At 64.1% G+C, this 21,486-nt stretch carries 19 protein-coding genes and 1 pseudogene; 7 read left to right on the forward strand and 13 right to left on the reverse strand.

Annotated features, from left to right (window positions below; genetic code table 11):
- Positions 1-25 precede the first annotated feature (25 nt).
- The 4 genes from ilvN to miaA form a co-directional block, all read right to left on the reverse strand.
- A complete protein-coding gene (ilvN, locus tag AC0KVN_RS19420) occupies positions 26-541 on the reverse strand; it encodes an acetolactate synthase small subunit (protein ID WP_004211828.1) in 516 nt (171 codons plus the stop codon).
- On the reverse strand, positions 541-888 hold the full coding sequence (locus tag AC0KVN_RS19425) for a hypothetical protein (protein ID WP_010337168.1): 348 nt from the start codon (positions 886-888) through the stop codon (positions 541-543). The genes ilvN and AC0KVN_RS19425 overlap by 1 nt, the downstream gene beginning before the upstream one ends.
- Positions 885-2,636, reverse strand: a complete 1,752-nt coding sequence (locus AC0KVN_RS19430) for an acetolactate synthase 3 large subunit (RefSeq protein WP_017501691.1) — start codon at positions 2,634-2,636, stop codon at positions 885-887. Before AC0KVN_RS19430 ends, AC0KVN_RS19425 begins: the two co-directional genes overlap by 4 nt.
- A gap of 104 nt (positions 2,637-2,740) precedes the next feature.
- The gene (gene miaA, locus AC0KVN_RS19435; protein ID WP_435567698.1) at positions 2,741-3,685 is read right to left on the reverse strand and encodes a tRNA (adenosine(37)-N6)-dimethylallyltransferase MiaA; all 945 of its coding nucleotides are present in this window, start codon (positions 3,683-3,685) and stop codon (positions 2,741-2,743) included.
- Between miaA and serB the strand changes: the two genes are divergently transcribed.
- From serB to AC0KVN_RS19450, 3 genes are all read left to right on the forward strand, one after another.
- A complete protein-coding gene (serB, locus tag AC0KVN_RS19440; protein WP_435567697.1) occupies positions 3,684-4,562 on the forward strand; it encodes a phosphoserine phosphatase SerB in 879 nt (292 codons plus the stop codon). The genes miaA and serB overlap by 2 nt on opposite strands.
- A gap of 160 nt (positions 4,563-4,722) precedes the next feature.
- Positions 4,723-4,980 (forward strand): hypothetical protein, encoded by a 258-nt coding sequence (locus AC0KVN_RS19445; RefSeq protein ID WP_010337163.1) that lies wholly within the window; start codon positions 4,723-4,725, stop codon positions 4,978-4,980.
- Positions 4,981-5,048: 68 nt separating this feature from the next.
- Positions 5,049-6,542, forward strand: a complete 1,494-nt coding sequence (locus tag AC0KVN_RS19450) for a L,D-transpeptidase family protein (protein WP_435567695.1) — start codon at positions 5,049-5,051, stop codon at positions 6,540-6,542.
- An 18-nt stretch (positions 6,543-6,560) separates the two neighbouring features.
- On the opposite strand, the gene AC0KVN_RS19455 is transcribed toward AC0KVN_RS19450, so the two are convergent.
- The gene (locus AC0KVN_RS19455) at positions 6,561-7,325 is read right to left on the reverse strand and encodes a MauE/DoxX family redox-associated membrane protein (protein WP_435567694.1); all 765 of its coding nucleotides are present in this window, start codon (positions 7,323-7,325) and stop codon (positions 6,561-6,563) included.
- Between the two features lie 67 nt (positions 7,326-7,392).
- Between AC0KVN_RS19455 and AC0KVN_RS19460 the strand changes: the two genes are divergently transcribed.
- Positions 7,393-7,800: a MerR family transcriptional regulator gene (locus AC0KVN_RS19460; protein WP_010337160.1), complete on the forward strand. Its 408-nt coding sequence runs from the start codon at positions 7,393-7,395 to the stop codon at positions 7,798-7,800.
- Here AC0KVN_RS19460 and AC0KVN_RS19465 read toward each other — a convergent pair.
- The 3 genes from AC0KVN_RS19465 to AC0KVN_RS19475 all read right to left on the reverse strand — a co-directional run bounded on the left by AC0KVN_RS19465 (position 7,782) and on the right by AC0KVN_RS19475 (position 9,850).
- The gene (locus tag AC0KVN_RS19465; protein WP_004211842.1) at positions 7,782-7,946 is read right to left on the reverse strand and encodes a hypothetical protein; all 165 of its coding nucleotides are present in this window, start codon (positions 7,944-7,946) and stop codon (positions 7,782-7,784) included. The two genes, AC0KVN_RS19460 and AC0KVN_RS19465, sit on opposite strands and share 19 nt — an antisense overlap.
- 299 nt (positions 7,947-8,245) lie before the next feature.
- A complete protein-coding gene (gene ruvX / locus AC0KVN_RS19470; protein ID WP_161730360.1) occupies positions 8,246-8,719 on the reverse strand; it encodes a Holliday junction resolvase RuvX in 474 nt (157 codons plus the stop codon).
- Between the two features lie 6 nt (positions 8,720-8,725).
- A complete protein-coding gene (locus AC0KVN_RS19475; RefSeq protein ID WP_435567691.1) occupies positions 8,726-9,850 on the reverse strand; it encodes a DUF3089 domain-containing protein in 1,125 nt (374 codons plus the stop codon).
- A 156-nt stretch (positions 9,851-10,006) separates the two neighbouring features.
- On the opposite strand from AC0KVN_RS19475, the gene gatC reads away from it, so the two are divergent.
- Genes gatC through gatB form a run of 3 tightly spaced genes read left to right on the forward strand, consistent with a single transcriptional unit; the run spans position 10,007 to position 13,285 of the window.
- On the forward strand, positions 10,007-10,294 hold the full coding sequence (gatC, locus tag AC0KVN_RS19480) for an Asp-tRNA(Asn)/Glu-tRNA(Gln) amidotransferase subunit GatC (RefSeq protein WP_004211845.1): 288 nt from the start codon (positions 10,007-10,009) through the stop codon (positions 10,292-10,294).
- Entirely contained in the window at positions 10,294-11,778 is a 1,485-nt protein-coding gene (gene gatA / locus AC0KVN_RS19485; RefSeq protein ID WP_435567689.1) for an Asp-tRNA(Asn)/Glu-tRNA(Gln) amidotransferase subunit GatA, read from the forward strand. Before gatC ends, gatA begins: the two co-directional genes overlap by 1 nt.
- A 1-nt stretch (position 11,779) precedes the next feature.
- Entirely contained in the window at positions 11,780-13,285 is a 1,506-nt protein-coding gene (gene gatB, locus AC0KVN_RS19490) for an Asp-tRNA(Asn)/Glu-tRNA(Gln) amidotransferase subunit GatB (RefSeq protein WP_435567688.1), read from the forward strand.
- A 197-nt stretch (positions 13,286-13,482) separates the two neighbouring features.
- Here the strand turns inward: gatB and AC0KVN_RS19495 are convergent.
- From AC0KVN_RS19495 to AC0KVN_RS19515, 5 genes and pseudogenes are all read right to left on the reverse strand, one after another.
- A pseudogene (locus AC0KVN_RS19495) lies at positions 13,483-14,190 on the reverse strand (RelA/SpoT domain-containing protein); the annotation flags it as partial.
- A gap of 39 nt (positions 14,191-14,229) precedes the next feature.
- A complete protein-coding gene (locus tag AC0KVN_RS19500) occupies positions 14,230-14,565 on the reverse strand; it encodes a nucleotidyltransferase family protein (protein ID WP_435567687.1) in 336 nt (111 codons plus the stop codon).
- 212 nt (positions 14,566-14,777) lie between these two features.
- Positions 14,778-17,993, reverse strand: coding sequence for an autotransporter domain-containing protein (locus AC0KVN_RS19505; RefSeq protein WP_483656334.1), 3,216 nt, complete (start codon positions 17,991-17,993; stop codon positions 14,778-14,780).
- A gap of 102 nt (positions 17,994-18,095) precedes the next feature.
- A complete protein-coding gene (locus AC0KVN_RS19510) occupies positions 18,096-20,540 on the reverse strand; it encodes a TonB-dependent receptor (RefSeq protein ID WP_435568388.1) in 2,445 nt (814 codons plus the stop codon).
- Complete coding sequence (locus AC0KVN_RS19515) at positions 20,524-21,453, reverse strand: FecR family protein (protein WP_313229697.1); 930 nt, start codon at positions 21,451-21,453, stop codon at positions 20,524-20,526. Before AC0KVN_RS19515 ends, AC0KVN_RS19510 begins: the two co-directional genes overlap by 17 nt.
- Positions 21,454-21,486: the final 33 nt, after the last annotated feature.

Genomic DNA, 21,486 nt, shown 5'->3' on the forward strand with positions numbered 1-21,486 from the left:
GCCTGTGACGGCGCGGAATGGAATATCAGGCCGGCTCCTTGCCGCGGATCAGGCCGGCAACGCCGGTGCGACCGACCTCGACCAGGCCGATCTGGCGCATCAGGCCGACGAAATTGTCGATCTTCTCGGTCGTGCCGGTGATCTCGAAGATGAAGCTCTCGATCGTGGTGTCGACCACCTTGGCACGGAACACGTCGGCCAGGCGCAGCGCCTCGATCCGGTCCTCGCCGGTGCCGGCGACCTTGACCAGCGCCAGTTCGCGCTCGACGAACGGACCGGCGTCGGTCAGGTCGGTGACCTTGTGGACCGGCACCAGCCGGTCGAGCTGGGCGATGATCTGGTCGATCACCTTGGGCGGGCCGTTGGTGACGATGGTGATGCGGCTGATCGCATGATCGTCGGTAATGTCGGCCACGGTCAGGCTGTCGATATTATAGCCGCGCGCGGTGAACAGGCCGGCGATGCGGGCCAATATGCCCGCCTCGTTCGACACCGTCAGCGACAGGACGTGCCGCTCGCTCTGTTCTTCGTGGATATGCATCAGATGCTGTTCCCGTCTTCCATTTCTTCGCGCTCGGGGCGCGGCGAGATCATGCCGATAAAGGCATAGTGCCAATCATCGTCCTGCGGGTGGGCGAGGCGGACGGGGAAGGCCGTCACCGCGTCGAACATCCGCAGGAGATGTTCGCCCACATAGCGTGGGCCGGCCAGCAGCCGATCGACCTGCAGGCCATGATATTCGAACCCGCTATCCAGGTGCACTTCCCATTCCTCATTGTCGGGGTCAGCATGGTCGCTGGTCCAGCCGGTGAGTTCGGTCGTGCCTGTGATCCGTTCGAAATCCCAGGGTTCGGTCACGAAAATGCGGACCTTCGCGGGGGTGGTCACACCAGTGCCTTTGCCTCGTCCGACATGACGCCTTCGATCTGGTTGGGATCGAGCAGCATTTCGGTATGGGCTGCGCCCGATGGGATCATCGGGAAGCAGTTGGACAGCTTCGCCACGCGGCAGTCGACGATCACGGGACCGTCGGTTTCCAGCATCTGGCGGATGCCGGCCTCCAGTTCCTGCGGCCCTTCGATGCGGATGCCGGTCCAGCCATAGGCTTCGCCCAGCTTCACGAAGTCGGGCAGGCTGTCCGAATAGCTGTTGGAATAGCGGCTTTCATAGGTCAGTTCCTGCCACTGGCGGACCATGCCCATATATTCATTGTTCAGGATGAAGATCTTCACCGGTAGCCGATACTGGCTGGCCGTCCCCATTTCCTGGATGTTCATCTGGATCGAGGCGTCGCCGGCGATGCAGATGCTGATGCTGTCGGGATTGCCCATCTGCGCGCCGATGGCGGCGGGGAAGCCATAGCCCATCGTGCCCAGGCCGCCCGAGGTCAGCCACTTGTTCGGTTCTTCAAAACCGAAATGCTGGGCCGCCCACATCTGGTGCTGGCCGACTTCGGTGGTGATGATGATGTCCTTGCCGGTCGCGCGGGTCGCCTTGTAGAGGTCCGCGATCGCCTTTTGCGGCATGATCTCGCTGCCGCTTTCCGGGTAGGACAGGCTCTTCTTGGCACGCCATTCGGCGATCCGTGCCCACCAGGCCGACAGGTCCGCCTTTTCATGGCCGCGCTGCTTCCACAGGGCGATCATGTCCTCCAGCGCGCTGCCGACATCGGCAACGACCGCGACATCGACGTCGACGATCTTGTTGATCGAACTGCGGTCGATATCGATATGCACCTTGCGGCTGTTGGGCGCGAAGGCGTCCAGCCGGCCAGTGACGCGATCGTCGAAACGCGCGCCGATGCACAAGATCAGGTCCGCCTGGTTCATCGCCCAATTGGCTTCATAGGTGCCGTGCATGCCCAGCATGCCGACCCACTGGTCGGACGAAGCGGGGAAGGCACCCAGACCCATCAGGGTCGAGGTGACGGGCGCGCCGGTCATCGCCGCCAGTTCGCGCAGCAGCGCGCTGGCCTGCGGACCCGAATTGATGACGCCGCCGCCGGTGTAGAAGATCGGCCGTTCCGCCGCGGCCAGCATCTCGACCGCCGTATCGATCGCGGCGGCATCCGCCTTGGTCTGCGGATGATAGCTGGCATGGACCTTCAGTTCCGGCCGGGCATAGGGCGCGGTCGCGATCTGGACATTCTTGGGAATGTCGACGACGACCGGGCCGGGGCGGCCGGTGGTGGCGATATGGAAGGCCTCATGGACGACGCCGGCCAGCTTGGCCGGATCCTTCACCAGATAATTATGCTTGGTACAGTGGCGCGTGATGCCGACCGTGTCCGCTTCCTGGAAGGCGTCGGTGCCGATCAGTTGCGTGGGCACCTGACCCGTGATGACGATCATCGGGATCGAATCCAGCAGCGCGTCGGTGATACCGGTGACGGCATTGGTCGCGCCCGGACCGGAGGTGACCAGGACGACGCCCGGCTTGCCGGTCGAGCGGGCATAGCCCTCTGCCATGTGGGTCGCGCCCTGCTCGTGGCGCACTAGGACATGCTTGATCGTGGGGTGATTATAGAGCGCGTCATAGATGGGCAGCACGGCGCCGCCCGGATAGCCGAACACAACTTCGACGCCCAGATCAACCAGGCACTCGACCAAAATGTCCGCGCCGCTCTTTTCGGCCACGATGAAACTCCTCTTTTTTAAGATGCTGGCTCGCGGGTCTGCGCCGTCGCGCCCGCATTGGCAAGGCGCCAGCGTCTAGAGGACATAAAATGCGTGGTCAACCCCTATTGTTGTAATTTAATTGCTAATTCATTGGCAATTTCAGCATCAATCGATCTCTTTTCGCGGTGCCAGTCCTGCGGTGGCTGGTTGGAGAACCAGGTATATTGGCGTTTGGCATATTGGCGCGTGGCGAGCTGGCCACGGGCCATCATCGTGTCACGATCGATGTCAGCTTTGAGCCAGGCGGCGATTTCCGGCACACCGATCGCCCGCATCACCGGCAGGTCGGGGTTGAGGTTGCGGGGCAGCAGCGCCTCCACTTCGGCAACGGCGCCCTGATCGATCATCAACTCGAACCGCCGGTCGCACCGTTCGATCAACCAGTCGCGCGGCGGAAGCAGGATCATCGGGGACAGGCTGATGCTGTCGGCGATGCCGCCCTGCTTGTGCTGCTGCCATTGCTTGAGCGGCTTGCCGGTCGATCGCACTACCTCCAGCGCGCGGGCAACGCGGGTGGTGTCGGCTGGGGCGAGGCGGGCGGCGGCCTCCGGGTCTTCGCTGCGCAGCGCTTCATGCGCCTGCGCCACCGGCATGGCTCGCACGGCGGCACGGATATCGGCGTCTATCTCCGGCACCGGCGCGATGCCGTCGAGCAAGGTCCGTATATAAAGGCCGGTGCCGCCGACCAGCACGGGCAGCTTGCCGGCCGCATGGGCGGCGTCGATCTCCGCCCTGGCCTCGGCGGCCCAGCGCGCGGCGGAGCAGGCTTCCGCTCCGTCGATATGGCCGAACAGGCGATGGGGCACGCCGCCCATTTCCTCTTGCGACGGGCGGGCGGACAGGATCGCCAAGTCGGCATAGACCTGGCTAGCATCGGCGTTGATGACGACGCCGTCGGCGATCTGGGCTAGGCGGACGGCGAGCGCGCTCTTGCCGCTGGCGGTCGGCCCGGCAATAAGCGCGACCGGTGGGCGGGATTCGCCCGGCATATGTGCGGGAGTGTTCATGTTCGTCGCGACCTTAGTGGCAGTTGAGACCCTGAAACAGGCGGATATTGCCGAAGCGGCCGGACGGCTGGCCTCTGCCGGCTGCGCTCCGGTCGATAGCGTCTGGCTGGACGAGGGCAAGGCGGCCGATATTTTCTTCGGGAGCGATCCCGTCACCGCCCGCGCAGCGCTGATTGACATTGGCGACCGGGTCGACGTGATCGTGCAGATGGCGGCGGGCCGCGAGAAGATGCTGCTGATCGCCGACATGGATTCGACCATGATCACGGTCGAGTGCATCGACGAACTGGCCGACTATGCCGGGATCAAGCCGCAGATCGCCGAGATCACCGAACGGGCGATGCGCGGCGAGCTGGATTTCGAAGGCGCGCTGCATGGTCGCGTCGCCCTGCTGAAAGGGCTGCCCGACAGCGCGATCGACCAGTGCCGCGAGGAGCGGGTGGTGATCATGGGCGGTGCGCGCGAACTGGTGCGCACGATGAAGGCGCGCGGTGCGCGCACCCTGCTGGTTTCTGGTGGCTTCACCCGCTTCACCGGGCCGGTGGCGGCGGAAATCGGCTTCGACGTCCATGTCGCCAATGTGCTGGAAATCGCCGACGGCGCGCTGCTTGGCACCGTCACCGTGCCGATCGTCGATGCCGCGCGCAAGCGCACCGAGCTGGAGGCTGCGATCGACGGCGGGGTCGACCGTGCGCTGACGCTGGCGGTGGGTGACGGCGCCAATGACATTCCGATGATCGAGGGGGCGGGGCTGGGCGTTGCCTATCATGCCAAGCCCAAGACCCGCGCGGCGGCAGCGGCCGAGATCGTCCATGGCGACCTGTCGGTGCTGCTCTATGCGCAGGGTATTGCTTCGGCCGACTGGGTCCGCGACTGATCCCATATGCTCAACGGCTGGGCGCGCTTGAGGCACGTCCTGCCGTCATTGCACAAGGGTAATGGATTCCATTTCGCCCCTGAACCGTTGTCGTCGCACTGCATCCCGGCAGTGGGTCCAATTGGCGTCGCGACAGGATCGTGGCGCACAGGGAGATGGTATGAAAATCCAGACAATGGCGCTGGTCGCCGGTAGTTTGCTGGCGCTGAGCGCCTGCTCGAAAAATGATGCGCCGGTGACCAGCGCGCCGCCGCTCGGGCCGGGCGCGATTGCCGGCACGGTGGCCGCAGACCGCAACGGCGATGGCTATGTCGACGGCTATTATACGTCGGATGGCATCTATCACCCGGTCCAGGGACCGCCCTGTCCGCCGCCCCCGCCGCCGCCGGCGCCGCCCCGTTCCGGAGAACGCGGCTGAGCAATCTTCCTTTCCGGGCGCGGCATTTCCGCCGCGCCCCCCGACATCCTGTTTCCCTGATCCTCGCCATGTTGATCGCCGGTTCCGTGCCGGGGATGGCGGCTGCGCAGCCACCTGCCAGCGACACCGCGGCGCGGTCGAGCGTGGCCGCTGAAATCCGGTCGGCAGCCAGCGGCAAACTGCGCGATTTCTATGGCACCCGTGGCTATTGGCCGCTGTGGAGCGACAAGGGCAAGGTCCGCGCCGAACCGGCGCAAGCGCTGCTGGCGCTGCTCGACAGTGCCGATCAGGATGGGCTGCGATCGCGCGACTATGATGCCAGGGGGTTGTTGCGGGCGATCAAGGAGGCCGATGCCTCGGGGGATGCCAAGGCGCTGGCACGGGTCGATGTTGCCCTGTCGAAGGCGCTGGCCACTTATGTTGCCGATGTCCGCCGCCCGTCCAAGGCGGTGAAGATGCGCTATCTCGACCCCGAGGTGGAGCCGCAGGCGCCCGATGCCGCCGAAGTGCTGCGCGCGGCGGCGGTGGCGCCGTCGCTGGCCACCTATGTCGAGAAGGCGGGCTGGATGAGCCCGCTCTATATGAAGCTGCGCGCTGCGAGCGGCGCTTATGCAACGCGCTGGGGCGGCCTGCCGGCGGTGAACGTGCCGACCGACGTCAAGCTGCGGCCGGGCGGATCGAGCGGTGAGATCGCGATCCTGCGCCATCGGCTGGGGCTGCCCGACGGGGTCGATTATGACAGGGCGCTGGCGGCCAAGGTCAAGCTGTTCCAGGCCGATCATGGGTTGGATGCGGACGGCATTGCCGGCGCGCAGACGATCGAGGCGCTCAATCGTGGTCCGGGCTATTTTGCCCGGATATTGACCCTCAATCTGGAGCGTGCGCGGCTGCTGCCCGGCCCATGGGTGCGGCATGTCGAGGTCGATGCGGCATCAGCGCGGCTCTATTATTATAGCGGCGGCGAATTGGACGGATCGATGAAGGTCGTGGCCGGCGCCAAGGAAAGCCAGACGCCGATGATGGCGGGCATGATCCGCTATGCGACGCTCAATCCCTATTGGAATGTCCCGCCCGACCTGGTCGAGCGCAAGATCGCACCCAAGATACTGGACGGGGCGACGCTCAGGAAGATGCGCTATGAGGCGCTGAGCGACTGGACCTCCGACGCGCAGACGCTGAACCAGAGCGAGATCGACTGGCAGGCGGTGGCAGCGGGGCAGCGCGAATTGCGCGTGCGCCAGTTGCCCGGCGGCAATAATGCCATGGGGAAGATCAAGTTCATGTTCCCCAATGACCTGGGCATCTATCTGCACGACACGCCCGACCGGGCGCTGTTCGCCAAGCCGGTGCGCCATTTCAGCAATGGCTGCGTCCGGCTGGAGGATGCGCAGCGTCTGGGGCGCTGGTTCTTCGGCAAGACGCCGACGGCGGAGAGCGACGCGCCCGAACAATATGTGCCTCTGCCCCGGCCGGTGCCGGTCTATCTCACCTATCTGACGGTGGTGCCGACGGCGGACGGGGTGCAGTTCCTGCCGGACGATTATGGACGGGACGGGGAGTAATCTCCCCGTCCTGCCAGCTCAATGGATGCCGGCAACCATCCAAAGCGCCATGGCGACCATCATGACATTCTCGGTCAGCGAGACGAAGCCGAGCGGCACGTTGCTGCTGCCGCCGACGCAGGCGCATTTGAGCTCGCGCTTCTCGATATAGACCGCCTTGAACACCGATATTGCGCCGATGCCGCCGATGAACAGGGCGACCGGGATCGACAGCCAGGGGGCGAGGCCGGTCAGCATCAGCGCGCCCGCGCCCAGTTCCAGGAAGGGATAGATGCGGCCATAGGGAATGACGCGGCGGGCGAGCAGGTCATAGTTGAGGAACATGGTCGCGAACCGCTCCACATCCTGCAGCTTCAGCATGGCAAGCAGCATCATGGCGATGGCGATGAACCGTTCGAGCGTCAGCAGGCCGACCAGCGGCGCCAAGGTCAGCCAGTTGATCGCCAGCGCCAGCAGTGCGGCGACGGCGAAGACGGCCAGCACCGGCACATAGCTGGTCGCGCCGGGCACCGGCACCTTGAGGCCCAGGAAGCGGCGCAGATCGTCATGGCCGCCGATCCGGCGGCCGTCGATGAAGATTTGCGGCGTCGTCTTCACGTCATGCTGCGCCTTGAAGGCATCGGTATCGGCCCGGCTGGTAAGGGCATGATCCTCGACCCGATAGCCATGGCGGCGCAGCAGCCAGCGCGCCTTGAGGCCATAGGGACAGACATGGCCGGGCATCACCATACGGTAGAGCTGGGCCGTCTTTTCCGGGGCCGGATTTCCCGAGGCTGGGGACATTGCATCATCCTTGTTTACGCTGCGATGCCCCTCATATAGGGTCTGTACCATGGTACGGAGTCAAGGCGTGAGCATGACAATTTCCGCGCTGGCCCGCGCGGGCGATGTCGGGGTGGAGACGGTGCGCTTCTACCAGCGGCGCGGCCTGCTGGATGCGCCCGATCGGCCGGAGGGCAGCGTGCGGCGCTATGGCGAGGGCGATGTGCGCCGGCTGCGCTTCATCCGGTCGGCGCAGGCGGCGGGCTTCACGCTGGAGCAGATCGGCGAGCTGCTGCAACTCGATGCCGGGCAGGATCGCAAGCGGGCGCGCGAGCTGGCGGCCGATCGGATCGCGGCGCTGGATGTGAAGATCGCGGAACTGGAGGCGGCGCGGGCGGCGCTGACGCGACTGGCCCGGCAATGCCATGCCTCCGATGAAGGGCCGTGCCCGATCATCGCGGCGTTCGAGGACGGTGTTCAGACGTCCTGCGTCTGATCGTCCTGCTTCTGCGCCATCTGCCGGCGCGACATTTCCCGACGCACCGAGTAGCTGGTGGGATCACGGCGAAAATGGTCGCGCATCATGCGCCGCTGTTCGCTGATGATGTGCCAGATATCTTCCGGACTCTTGCCTTCGGTCATTGATCCGTCCGCCCTTTTCCGTTCGACTGCAGGGCAGGGAATATCGCTTTCGCACCGATCAATCCGTGAGCGCGATCACGTAAACGGCGCTTTAACGCTGTTACTTCAGATATATGCAACTTGGGCGGCGCGTGCGTGACAGCGTAAATGTTGGAAATCGCGCGCTTAACTTCGCATATTTCCCGCACATTCTGACATAATGTTACGTTCCGCTGATCCTATCGGAAAGCGGCGTGAGATAAGGATGGGAAAGAGCCGCCGGGAATATAGCCGGGCGGGACGCTGTAGGACAGGCGTGCCTATTCCAGCCCGGCGACGAGGCCGTCGATCGCGCCCTGGAGGATGTAGCTGGCGGCGAGTTTGTCGACCAGTTCGTCGCGGCGGGCGCGGCTGGCGTCGGCTTCCAGTAGGGTGCGGGTGACGGCCTGGGTCGACCAGCGCTCGTCCCAAAGCAGCACCGGCAGGCCGATGTCCGCGACATTATGGGCGAAGGCGCGGCTCGCCTGGCTGCGCGGGCTGTTGGTGCCGTCGAGATTGAGCGGCAGGCCGATGACGATGCCCTTGACCTGCTGCTGCGCCATGAAGGCTTCGAGCGCCGGCTTGTCCTTGCTGAACTTGCCGCGATTGACGGTATAGGCGGGGCTGGCGATCGACCATTGCGCGTCGCACAGGGCCAGGCCGATCGTCTTCGTGCCCACATCCATGCCGATCAGGCGGCCACCCTCGGGCAGGGCTGCGCGAAATTGTGCGCGGTCAGTCGTGACAAGTTTCATTACGTCTCAGTGTGTCTTGGTGAAAGCGGCCAGTCGCTGGCGGGCGTCGTCGCGCACATTGCCCCAGAACAGGCTATAATCATAGACGTGATAATTATTGCCGGGCAGCGTGTAGGGGCCCATGTCGACCGGCTCGCCGATCATCAGCACGCCGCTGGTGTCACAGCGAGCAGGGACGATGCCGGCCACCAGATGAGCCGGCTTGTCGGCGGCGCGGGCGTCGAGCGTGCCGATATTGGCGCTGGCGGGCGCATTGCCGTTGAAGGTGCCGGTGATCGGATTGGTGCAGAGCATGTGCGTGCCCTTGCGCGGCTGGCCATTGAGGCCCTGCTTGCGCTCGAAGCTTTCGACCACGGCGGACGGATCGGCCGGTTCGGCATAGCTTTGCCAGCTGACGATGCAGTGCGATTGATCCCGCTTGGCGCAGGCAGGGAAGCCCAATGCAGGCAGGTCCGCCTCGACCGAGATCGGCCAGCCCACGGCATAGATGGCGGCGATCCGGTCGGCGACCGGCTTGCCTGCCACCTGTTCGCGCACCAGTTGCAGCAGGTGGCGTGACCCCTGGCTGTGGCCGGCGAGGATCAGCGGGCCGGTGGGATTGGCCTTGAGGAAGGCGGCGAAGGCCTGGGTCACGTCGCGATAGGCGGCGGCGAGTGCCTGGTCGCCCTCCGCTCCGGTGGTGAGGAAGGCGCCATAATTGGCCTGGCGATAGCGGGGTGCCCAGACATTGCCGGCGGCGCTGAAGGCGCTGGCCTGACTCAGCACGAAGCGGCGCGCGGTCGCATTGCTTTCCGCGTCGTCCAGCGGCGCGTTCCAATGGGCATTGCCAAGAGGCGTCACATAGCTGGTCGGGTGGATGAAGAAGACGGCGGCCTTCTGCGCGGGCGGCGCAAGCTTGGCCGCGCCTTGGGGCGTCCAGAGGGCGGGGTTGTCCTTGGTCTGGTCGGGGCGGGCGATCCACATTTTCGGATCGCCATAGGCGTTGGCGGGCAGGGGCTGGAGCGGCTGGAACACTTCGCGCGGGACCATCGCCGCCCGCATGATCTGCATCCCCCAGATGCGATAGGCGAGCAGCATCGCAAGCACCAGCACGACCAGGCCGGCGACGATATAGAGGAATTTGCGGGCCACTTGCTCTCGTCTCCATCCCTGTGCGGGGATCGCCCCGCCTTCGTGCGGCCTGTCTGGCCCATGCGCGGCAGTCATGCAAGATGGGGGCATGCAAGATGGCAGATGGTGCAGCAGGACACTTGAAGCGGACTGGTGCGGGTGCTAGCGGCTTGGCCCATGTCGATAGACCTTCAGACCGTGAAAAAGATCGCCAGCCTTTCGCGCATTTCGGTGACGGATGCGGAAGCGGAAGCCATGGTGCCCGAACTCAACAATATCCTTGGCTGGGTGGAGCAGCTGGGCGAGGTGGACGTGACCGGCGTGCAGCCGATGACGGCCGTCATCCCCAACCATCAACGCCTGCGCGACGATGTCGTCACGGACGGCAATGTGCGTGACAAGGTGCTGGCCAATGCGCCGCAGGCCGAACATGGCTTCTTCGCGGTGCCCAAGGTGATCGAATAATGACCAATCTGACTGATCTGACGGTCGCGGAAATCCGCGACGGCTTCCGCGCGGGCGATTTTTCGGCGCGTGAAGTGGCCGAGGGCTTCAACGCCAATGTCGCCGCTGCCAAGGCGCTGAACGCCTTCATCGTCGAGACGCCCGAAAAGGCGCTGGCAGCGGCCGACGCCGCCGACAAGGCCAAGGCCGCCGGCGAGACGCTGGGCGCGCTTGCCGGCGTGCCGATCGGCATGAAGGACCTGTTCTGCACCGAAGGCACCCAGACCACCGCCGCGTCGCACATGCTGGAAGGCTTCGTGCCGACCTATGAATCGACCGTGTCGGGCAAGCTGTGGGCGGCTGGCGCGGGCATGCTGGGCAAGCTCAACCTCGACCAGTTCGCCATGGGTTCGTCCAACGAGACCAGTTACTATGGCAATGTGATCTCGCCCTGGCGGCGCGGCGGCGGCGATAATGCCGCACTGGCGCCCGGTGGCTCGTCGGGTGGTTCCTCCTCGGCCATTTCCGCGCGGCTCTGCCCGGCGGCGACCGGCACCGACACTGGTGGCTCGATCCGCCAGCCCGCGGCCTTCACCGGCATCAGCGGCATCAAGCCGACCTATGGCCGCTGCTCGCGCTTCGGCATCGTCGCTTTCGCTTCGTCGCTCGACCAGGCCGGGCCGATGGCGCGTACCGTGCGCGACAATGCGATCCTGCTGGAAGTCATGTCGGGCTTCGACCCTAAGGATTCGACCAGCCTCGATCTGGCGGTTCCGCAGTGGGAAGCCAATTTGTCGAGCGATCTTAAGGGTAAGAAGGTCGGTATTCCCAAGGAATATCGCCCCGATGGCCTGAATGCCGAAATCTCCGCCATGTGGGATCGCGGCATCGAATGGCTCAAGGACGCCGGCGCCGAAGTGGTCGAAGTGTCGCTGCCGCATACCCAATATGCGCTGCCGACCTATTATATCATCGCGCCGGCCGAAGCCTCATCGAACCTCGCCCGTTATGACGGCGTGCGTTATGGCCAGCGCGACCTGCCCGATGGCGCAGGTTTGCAGGACATGTATGCCGCGACCCGCGCTGCCGGCTTCGGCCCGGAAGTGAAGCGCCGCATCATGATCGGCACTTACGTGCTGTCGGCCGGCTTCTATGACGCCTATTATACCCAGGCGCAGAAGGTGCGGGCGCTGATCGCGCGTGATTTCGAGCTGGCGTTCGAAAAGTGCGACCTGCTGCTGACGCCGACCGCGCCGAGCGCGTCCTTCGCGCTGGGCGAGAAGCAGGCCGATCCGCTGGCCATGTATCTGAACGACGTCTTCACCGTGCCGGCCTCGCTGGCCGGGTTGCCGGCGATGGCGATTCCGGGCGGGCTGGATTCGGCCGGTCTTCCGATCGGCCTGCAGGTCATCGGCAAGGCGCTGGACGAACAGACCGTGCTGAACGCCAGCCTCGCAATTGAAGAACGCGCTGGCTTCAGCGCACGCCCTGACAAGTGGTGGTAATATGACTGAATCAACCTATCGCATCCAGGGCGCAACCGGCGAGTGGGAGGTCGTGATCGGCCTGGAAGTCCATGCGCAGGTGACGTCGAACGCGAAGCTCTTTTCCGGCGCCGCGACGGCGTTTGGCGCGGAGCCCAATACGCAGGTCAGCCTGATCGATGCGGCCATGCCCGGCATGCTGCCCGTGCCCAATCGCGAGTGCATCCGCCAGGCGGTGCGCACCGGCATGGCGATCGACGCGCAGATCAACAAATGGTCGCGCTTCGACCGCAAGAATTATTTCTATGCGGATCTGCCGCAGGGCTATCAGATCAGCCAGCTCTATCACCCGATCGTGGGCGAGGGGCAGATCGAGATCGTCCTGGACGAGAAGAACCCCGAAGCCAGCACCAAGGTGATCGGCGTCGAGCGCATCCATGTCGAGCAGGACGCCGGCAAGCTGATGCACGACCAGCATCCCACCAACTCCTATGTCGACCTCAACCGGTCGGGCGTGGCGCTGATGGAAATCGTGTCGAAGCCGGACATGCGTTCGCCTGCCGAAGCAGGGGCTTATCTCTCGAAGCTGCGAACCATTCTTCGCTATGTCGGGTCGTGCGACGGCAATATGGACCAGGGGTCGATGCGCGCCGACGTCAACGTCTCCGTGCGTCGTCCCGGTGAAGAGTTCGGCACCCGCACAGAGACCAAGAATGTGAACTCGGTCCGCTTCGTCATGGCCGTGGTCGAGCATGAGGCGAACCGCCAGGTCGACGTGCTGGAGGCCGGCGGCAAGATCGTGCAGGAAACGCGCCTCTATGACCCGGATCGCAACGAGACCCGTTCGATGCGGTCGAAGGAAGATGCGCACGACTATCGCTACTTCCCCGATCCCGACCTGCTGCCGCTGGAACTGGACGATGAATTCCTGGAGGAATGCCGCCAGTCGCTGCCGGAACTGCCGGACGCGAAGCTGCGCCGCTATGCACAGGATCTGGGCCTGTCCGCCTATAATGCCGCGACCCTGACCGCTGACGCGGACACGGCGCGCTGGTTCGAGGCGCTGCTGGCCGAAGGCGCGCGGATCCAGAAGAAGAGCGAGGGCGAGGTCGCCAAGGCATCGGCCAACTGGCTGCTGTCGGAGCTGTATGGTGCGCTCAACCGCATTGGCAAGAGCCTTGAAGAAAGCCCGGTAAGCCCCGAGGAAGGCGCCGAATTGCTGGCGCTGGTAGCCGATGGCACGATCAGCGGCACGATCGCCAAGCAGGTGTTCGAGATCATGCTGGAGACGGGCGACAAGCCCGGCAAGATCGTCGAGGAAAAGGGCCTGAAGCAGACCAGCGACACTGGCGCGATCGAGGCGGCGGTGGCCGATGTCCTCGCCAAGAATGGCGACAAGGTCGAGCAGTATCGCGGCGGCAAGGAAGCCTTGTTCGGCTTCTTCGTCGGCCAGACGATGAAGGCGATGCAGGGCAAGGCCAATCCCCAGGTCGTCAACGAACTGGTCAAGAAGGCGCTCGCCGGCTGACGGCAGGACGTCAATCGATAGGCAAGGAAGAGGTGATGGCAATGCCATCGCCCCTTCCTTGCATTTTTCCGGGCAACAAGTTTCACCGCCTTCTTGGCGGTCCCTTAGTTGCGGATCGTTATATTTTGGCGTGTGGCGTCACTTGATGATGGCTAGGGCGATTGTAATTGCTCGGGCTTGTATTGTGGTCGATTTTCTTAAAATCCCGGAAGAGTGGATTGAGGGGGTAAGGGGGCGGGAAAGTCCTTCTTAAGTATCCTGTAAACCAGTCGAGAGAAAAGTGCTGTGTCGAGGAAGTAATTCGGATAGGCTCGCTTTAGGGCGTTGATATCTGCAACTGACACAAGGACGACTTGTTGCCGAGAATGGTCCGGTATCTGGCTTTCTAGCTCAGTGTAAACTCTATTTGCTTCTGATGATTCTTTTGCTTTGTATCGTCGTAGGTTTGCTTTTACTTCGTCTGGATCTAGGTGGATTATAAAATACTTGGCATCTTTGGCTGCGCCTAAAGTATTTAAAGTAATGTTGTAGGCCGAAAGCATGTCTCTCGCTCTCAGCTTCTGAGATAATTTGGATAACTCGCTAACCAATTCATCTTTGTTGTGAGGTGTTTCGGGGACGCATGGCGTTTTCTCAATGGCTGCAAGTGCAGAACTCATCAGTGCAAAAAAACGAAGCCAGTCCTCATCGCCTTGATTTGATTTGAGGGCTTGTCGAGTGAAAATTCCAACGGCTTCTACAGCAGTGGCCCAAGCATGCTGATACTGAGTGCGGATTTGTATTTCTACACGAAGGCCGTTGTAGGATTTTGTTTTTTCTGTTCCAACATACTCGTAAACCAGATGAAAAGATCTGTATCCATCGGGTTTTGGATGCTGAATGTAGTCTTTCTCATTACGGAATTTGTGCTCAAATTGTCCGGTTTTTTATAATTGAGCAAGTTTTTAGACTTGTGGTATTCGACTGAATACCGCTCGGCATCCGGCAATGTCTTGCATCTGCGTCATGCGCATAGTCGTTTTCGAAACTAGTTTTCGATGGATTGAATCAAGTCGTTTAGCTCGCTGTGCGATAATGACTTTGCGTTCGATTTTGCGCGCTCGGTGCCTCAGTGTGATTTGAAATGTGTTGAGCGGGTAGGCATGTGCCGCGCGCCAATTGTTGATGACCGAGAGCGCTTCCAATCCATCAACAGTGTTAACCGGGAATACCATCGAACTGAGAGCTTTACCCGCCTTATTGACGTCTTCTGCCTTATATTCCGGGTTTGCCCATTCCATGATTTGCTCCTGTTAACGGAAAGCCTAGCAAAAAAGGGTGGCTTGGCAAATATTCCAATAGCCCATGAAAAAAGGGGCGCCGCTCGGGTGAAACCCATGCGACGCCCCTCTTTTTTGCCTTGGCGTCCCTTGGGGAGGAACATCATGCCGTGGCGCAACTGGCGGACCGGGAGGGTCTGTGGGGTGTGGCCCGCCAATTCCTTATTCAGACGTCACAGGACGAAGTTAACCGTCGCCCGGAATGAGATTGCGACGTGATTTTGTTGTTCTTCCGCACCGAACTCACCGCCGACGCGGAACGTGTCGGTGCCGCCATAGAGGCGAGCCCGGCCGGTCCAGCCGCTGGTGCGCTTGTCGGCGACCAGGACGAAGTCATCGCCATCCTTGAAATGGGCGACCGTGTCGCCGAGCGACCCGCCGATCAGCTGGCGGCGACCGCCTTCCAGTTCGAACCGCGCCCAGCCATCCTCGCGATTGAGGCTGCCGAAATCATAGCCGGCGGCGATCGTGCCGTTGGCGGTCATTTCGTCGCTGGTACGACCATCGACGGTCAGGTTGAACGCGTCGCCACCGCCGCTTTCGCTATAGCCGCCTTCCTTCAGGCGATAATAGTCGATGCCCACGCCCGGACGCAGGCTGAAGCGGTTGAACTGGAGCTGGTAAGAGGCCCCGGCCGTGGCCGAATAGAGCTTGCCCGACCAGTCGCCGGTCGCCTTGCGCACGACATCGTCCAGGGTGAAGTTGCGGGTGCCGTCAAAGTCGATATGCGCCGCCGACACGCGCGCGAAGGCCTGGAGCGGACCCCAGCTGCCGCGCCAGTGCGCCGCCAGTTCGAACTGGTCGGAATCCGCCGAGCTGTTGGAGCTGTCGCTGGTGTCCCGGCCATGAATATAGGCGAAGGAACCACCGAAGGCGCCAAGATCGGTCAGATATTCGACGCCGCCGCCCGCGCCCCAGCCATTAATGTCGTAGGAAGCGGTGTCGCCGATGCTCTTGGAACTGCCGAACGCCACCTGCTGCAGCCAGAAGCCGAGCTTGCCGTCCTTGGTGCGGTAGATGCCGTTGGGATCCGACAGGATGCGCGCGGTCGCCCGCGAGCCGGCGGTGACGGCTTCTAAGGTGCTGCCGGAATGTTCGGGCAGCATCTGGCGCAGCGCACCGTTCAGCGTCTGGCCGTCCGTCACGTCCAGATAGGCGTTGGCCAACGTGCTGTCATTATCGAGCGCATTGAAGATCGCCGAATAGGCCCTTGAAAGCGAGCCGGTCAGGCCCAGTTCCGACGTGGTCTTGGCGGCGATCGACAGGGTCACGTCACCGGTCGTCGTGTCGCTGCTGACACTGCCCTTGAACATATAGGGCAGCAGGGTCGCGCTATCGAGCGCCGGGGTGCCCGACAGCGATGCGGCGCGGACGATGACATAGTCGCCTTCCGATCCGCCGACCTGGGTCAGCGCTACCTTCACCTTGGAACCGCTGGCGAAGCTGGCGGCGCCGGCGACGTCATAGACGGTGTTGGTGCCATCGGCGCCGTTGATGGTGACGCCCAGCGCCGAGCCCGAGGAAGCGCTGAGCGAGGCGAGCGCGATTGAACCGGTGTTGCTGGCAGCCAGCGTGCCGCCGTTCAGCACCAGCGCCATATTGCCGCTGTTGCTGATCGCGCCGGTATAGCTGGAGGTGCCGTTCAGCGTCATCGTGCCGCTGGCGCCGCCAAAGTCGAGCGCGCCGGTGACGCTGGCGGTATCGGCCAGGGTCAGGGTGGCGCCGGTGCCGGCATAGCTGAGATCGCCGGTCAGGGTCGAACTGCCCGAGAGCGACAGGCTGTTATTGCCGGCGCCCAGGGCGACATCACCGACGATCCGGCCAGCCGAGACCGTCATGACGTCATCGCCCGAGCCGAGCTTGACGTCGCCGATGATGCTGGGCGCGGTCGCGGTCGAGGAGGCGAGCGCCTGGGTCAGCGTCACGCCGCTGCTGTTGGCGCTGAGGTCGATGGCGGTGTTGGTGAGGCCGCCGGTCGCCGAGATGGTGCCGGTGTTGCTGAGGCTGGAGACGGTGCCCGAGGAATCGAGGATCGCGATCGCGCGACCCTTTTCATCATCGGCGGCGACGGCCGCGACGGTACCGCTGACCTTGACCGAATTCACCTGTGCCCCGGCGTCGATCACCAGGCCGCGCGCGCTGGTATTTTCCAGCGCCGCGCCCGATGCGGCGACGGTGCCCGAAATCTCGATCGCGTCGCTGGTCGCGCCCGAACCCAGGCGCAGGGCGGTGGCGTTGCTGTCATAGGAGATGGCGGTGATCGATCCGGCGACCAGGACGCCCTTGGCAATGTCGACATCGCCGCCCAGGCCGCCGATCACCATCGCGTTGGCATCGACGCCGTCATAGATGCCATAGCCCGCGATCGCGCCGCGCACGACCACGCCATAGCCCGAACTGTCGCCCTGGACCACGCCGATGCTGGTATCGGCCGTGGCCGAGCCGATCTGCACCGCAGCCGCCGAACCATAGTTGATGACCGTGGCGGTGGTTTCGGTGCTGTCGGTCAGGCCGTCATCATCGATGTCGGTGTCATCTTCGTCGTCATCGTCGCTGGCGGTCGGCGCGACGTCGAACACGATGCCGCCGCTGACATTGCCGGCGATGACGAGGGCGGGGCCGCCCTGCAGCAGGTCGTCGGCGTCCAGATCGTCGACATCGGTCGGGCGGGTGGTGGAGCGATAGCCGGTGCTGATCAGCGTGCCCTGGATTTTCACTGCGCCATCGACATCGCCCAGCAGGGCGACGGCGGTGCTGTTCGCGCCCTTGGTGCTGATCGAGCCGCGGATCGTGGCGTTGCCGTCGATGTCGTTGGCGACCACGCCATAGCTGTTGTCGCCGGTAACGCTGATCGAGCCATAGGTCGACAGATTGCCGATCAGCGTCGAGTTGACGCGGATGCCGGCGCTGTTGTTGCCTTCGATCGTGATCGTGCCGGTGGTGTCGATATTGCCGGTGTGGGCCGCGCCGGATTCGACCAGGATGCCGTTGCGGTTCGTCCCTTTGGCGAACGTCCCGTCGACATCACCGTCGCTGTCGCTATCGGTGCCGGTATAATCTTCCGTCAGGGTGATCGTGCCGCTGTTGGTGATGTTGCCGCTGGTGCCGGCCTTGACCAGGATGCCGGTCGCATTGTCGGCATCGTTGATGGTCAGTGAACCGGCGTTGCTGACATTGTTGTTGCTGTCCATCGTGATCGCGGTGCCGCTGGTCAGCGTGATGCTGCCCGCGGAGCTGACCGTGATCGCATCGGCCGCGCCAGAGGCGGCGGTGGAGGTCTTGACGGCGGTAGTGGTGGATGAACCGATCGTGGTTTCCGCCGCGGCGTTGGTTGCGGTCAGCGCAACCAGAACCGGGGCGATGGCCGTGCAGGCCAGCAAATGTCGCATGATATCTCCTCTGAATGCCGCGCCGTTTGATGGGCACGTACATGCGGGAGGGACGCCGCCGCCGGGCCGGTTCCGTCAGGAAAAATGCCGGCCGGCGTGATTTTAGAAGGCGAAATCCAGGCCGATGCGTACGGTGCGGGGGCGCAGCGGCGTATAATAGTCGGTGCTCAGGTCGAACGGCGTGCCGAGCGAGAAACGATTGCCGTCGCTGTCAAACAGATTGCTGAGCGAAAGCGAGAGTTCGACCGGGCCGCGGGTGATGGCGGCCGAAACGGCCGTATCGACATAATCGCCCTGTTCGCGGCCCAATATCGGTCCGACGCCCAGGCGCGACTTGCCGACATAGCGGGCCGATGCCGAGAGGTGCAGGCGCATGTCGTCGCCCAGTGGCGCGCGATAATCGGCAGCGACGCGGCCACCCAGATTGGCGACATTGGGCAGGGTCAGCGAGCGCCCTTCATAGGAAAGAGCGCGCACGAACTGGGCCGGTTGGGTCAGGCGGCTGTCATTGTAGATGATCGAGCCATCCAGTGTCAGCGGCGGGATCGGGCGGACGACGATCCGGCCTTCGACCGTATAGATGCGTCCATCGCCGATATTGGCGGTGGTGGGCAGGCCGATGCGGTCGGTGACGTCGGCCTGGATGTCGCGCCAATCGGTATAGGCGACATTGCCGCTGAGCGCGACCGTGTCGCGGCCCGGCACGCCCTTGCGGAAGCCCAGTTCCATGGTCGAGATGCGATCATTACGGAAGCTGCGCGCGCGCTGATCGTCGACCGCCAGGCCACCGGGACGGAAGCCCTGTTCGAACCGGGCATAGAGGGTAAGCCCCTTCACCGCATCGCTGAGCAGCGAGAAGGAGGGGAGGAAGATGGTTTCGGAGCGATCGGCCTGCGCTTCGACGCGGGCCAGGTCGGCGACCGCCGAGAGCATCGCCACCGGATCGATAGCCTCGCCGCTGAGGCGGCTGTTGGTGAGGCGTCCGCCTACGGTGGCGACCAGCCCCTGGAGCGGCTCGAACGAGGCTTCGCCGAACAGCGTCGCTTCCTTGATCCGGTTGCGCACGCCGGTGGCCGTGGCAGGACGACCGCGACCATAGACCGGGACGCCCGGCAAAATCTCGATCGCCGGTGCGCTCAGCGGGCCATAGCCGGTCAGCGACCGCTGGATGGTCGACGTGCTTTCCAGATAGGAAACGCCCAGCAACCAGCCCAGGCCATTGTCGAGGTCGCGCACCAGCCGGTTCTCGGTCGAGAAAAGTTCGACCTTGTTGCGCTGGCGGAACAGGGCGGGCGCGCCGCCCGGCTGGGTCGCGTCATAGCTTTCAGCCAGGACATTGCGGACATAGCCGGTCGAGGAGACGAGGCGCAGATCGTCCCACTGATGCTCGATCCGCGCATTGGCCAGGATATAGTCGGAATGATAGGGCTGGGCGACGCTGGAGGCGCGTTCCAGCCGGCCGACGTCATGGCTGGCATATTGCGCGTCGTCACCCTCGATATGCTGGTAGGCGGTGCTGAGATCGATCGTCCAGTCGTCCGCCGGTGCGATCCGCAGCGTGGCGCGGCCGCCATAGGTACGGGTGCGGTTGACGTCGTCCTTGTCGCGCAGGACATCGTCGATATAGCCGCCTTCCTGCACGCCATAGCCGACGACCCGCAGCGCGACCTTTTCGGCCACGATCGGCAGGTTGAGGATCGCCGACAGGTCGCCGCCCGGATCGCCATGCTGGGTTGCCGACACGCCGGTCGAGATCTGGCCGCCGAACTGCGCGAGATTGGGGGCGTTGGGGATGATGCGGATGATGCCGCCGAGAGAGCCGGCGCCATAGAGCGTGCCCTGTGGCCCTTCCAGCACCTCGACCCCGCCGACGTCATACAGGCGCAGGTCGGGGTCGGGCGCGGCATAGTTGAGGCGCATGTCGCCCAGATATTGGCCGGTCGTCGCCTGGGTCGGCCCGGCGACGCCGGAATCGGCGATGGCGCGGATGAACAGCTTGTTGCGGCCGGCGCCGGCATGGGTGGAACTCAGACTTGCGACGCGCGAGAGCAGCGCGGCCGTGCCCTGTGCCGCGTCGGCGGTCTCGAACAGGCCGCCGGTCACGGTTTCGACCATGCCGGCGTAGCGGGGCAGGGGAATGTCGCGCTTGGACGCAGTGACGATGATGTCGGCCGGCGGTTCCTGCGCAACCGGCGCGAGTTGCACCGCTGCGGCTGGCGTCGGCGATGGCGGCGGAGTGCTTTTGCGGGCACGCACGATGCGCCAGGTGCTGGCGTCGATCTGTTTGGCCTTGGCGCCGCTGCCGCGCAGCAGCTGGGAAAGGGCGCCTGCGGTCGACATCCGGCCCCGGATCGCAGGGGTGGCGATGCCGGCCAGCGACTGGTCCGACATGCCGATGCTGGCGCCGGTTTGACGGCCGAGCGCCACCACCGCCTCGCCCAGGCGTCCCGGAGCGAGGTCGATCGACTGTCTGTCCGCCGCTCGCGCAGGCGATGCGGCCGCTATGGCGAAGGCGGTGACGAAAAGGACGTCAGTTTTGCGACCCATCCCCTTCCTTCAGCAGCCATCCATTCCCCTGTCGGATGGCGGACAGCCCCATCAGGGGCGCGGCAGCGGCGAAGAAGCGGGACGGATCCCGTTCCAGCCGGATCGTGCCGGTAAAGCGCATGGCCTGCGCGCCGGGTGTCGCGGCCAGCGTCACGCCCAGCGAACGGGCGATATCCTGGGTCACGTCGCCGACCGGTGCATTGGCATAGATGAGCTGGCCCTGGCGCCAGCTGGCGACGGCCTGGGGCGCGACGTCCATCACGCGCAGTCCTTCCGCGCCGTCGCTGAGCGCGCGGCCGGCGGGTAGCGAAATGGCTTCGGCCTGCGGATTGTAGATCACCTTGCCCTCGGACACGCCGATGCGGGTGGCGTTGCCGCTATGGACGATGTTGAAGACGGTGCCGGCATCCTCGAACACGGCGTCGCCGACGGTCACGCGGAACGGATCGGCGGCATCATGGCGCACGGTGAAGGCGGCTTCGCCGGCGTCGAGCGCGGCAAAGCGCGCATTCTTGCGGTCGAGGCGCAGGGTGGTGCCGCCGTTCAGTTCGATCCGGGTGCCGTCGTCGAGCGCAATGCTGCGGGTTTCGCCGGGGCGGGTGGTGATGCTGTAGATGTCGCTGCGATTGAGCAGGCCGACCGAGACGGCAGCGACCAGCGCGGCGGCGATCGCGCCGCCGCCGATCCAGCGCAGCGGGCGGCGGTGACGTTCGCCGGCATCATTGGCGGCAACAGGCATAACGATGGGTTCTGCCGGAACCATGTCCGCCAGATCCGCGTCGGCCGCCATCAGCGCATCATAGGCGGTCGCGCGGGCGGGATCGCCCTCCAGCCAGATGGTGAAGGCGTCCCAGTCGTCAAATTCGGGATCGCGCGTGCGGATCACCCACCCGAGCGCCTCCTCGTTCATCATGGCCTGTGCCCTGTTCATTTCTTGCCCCTTGAA

The sequence above is a fragment of the Sphingobium sp. SG1 genome, assembly GCF_057063145.1.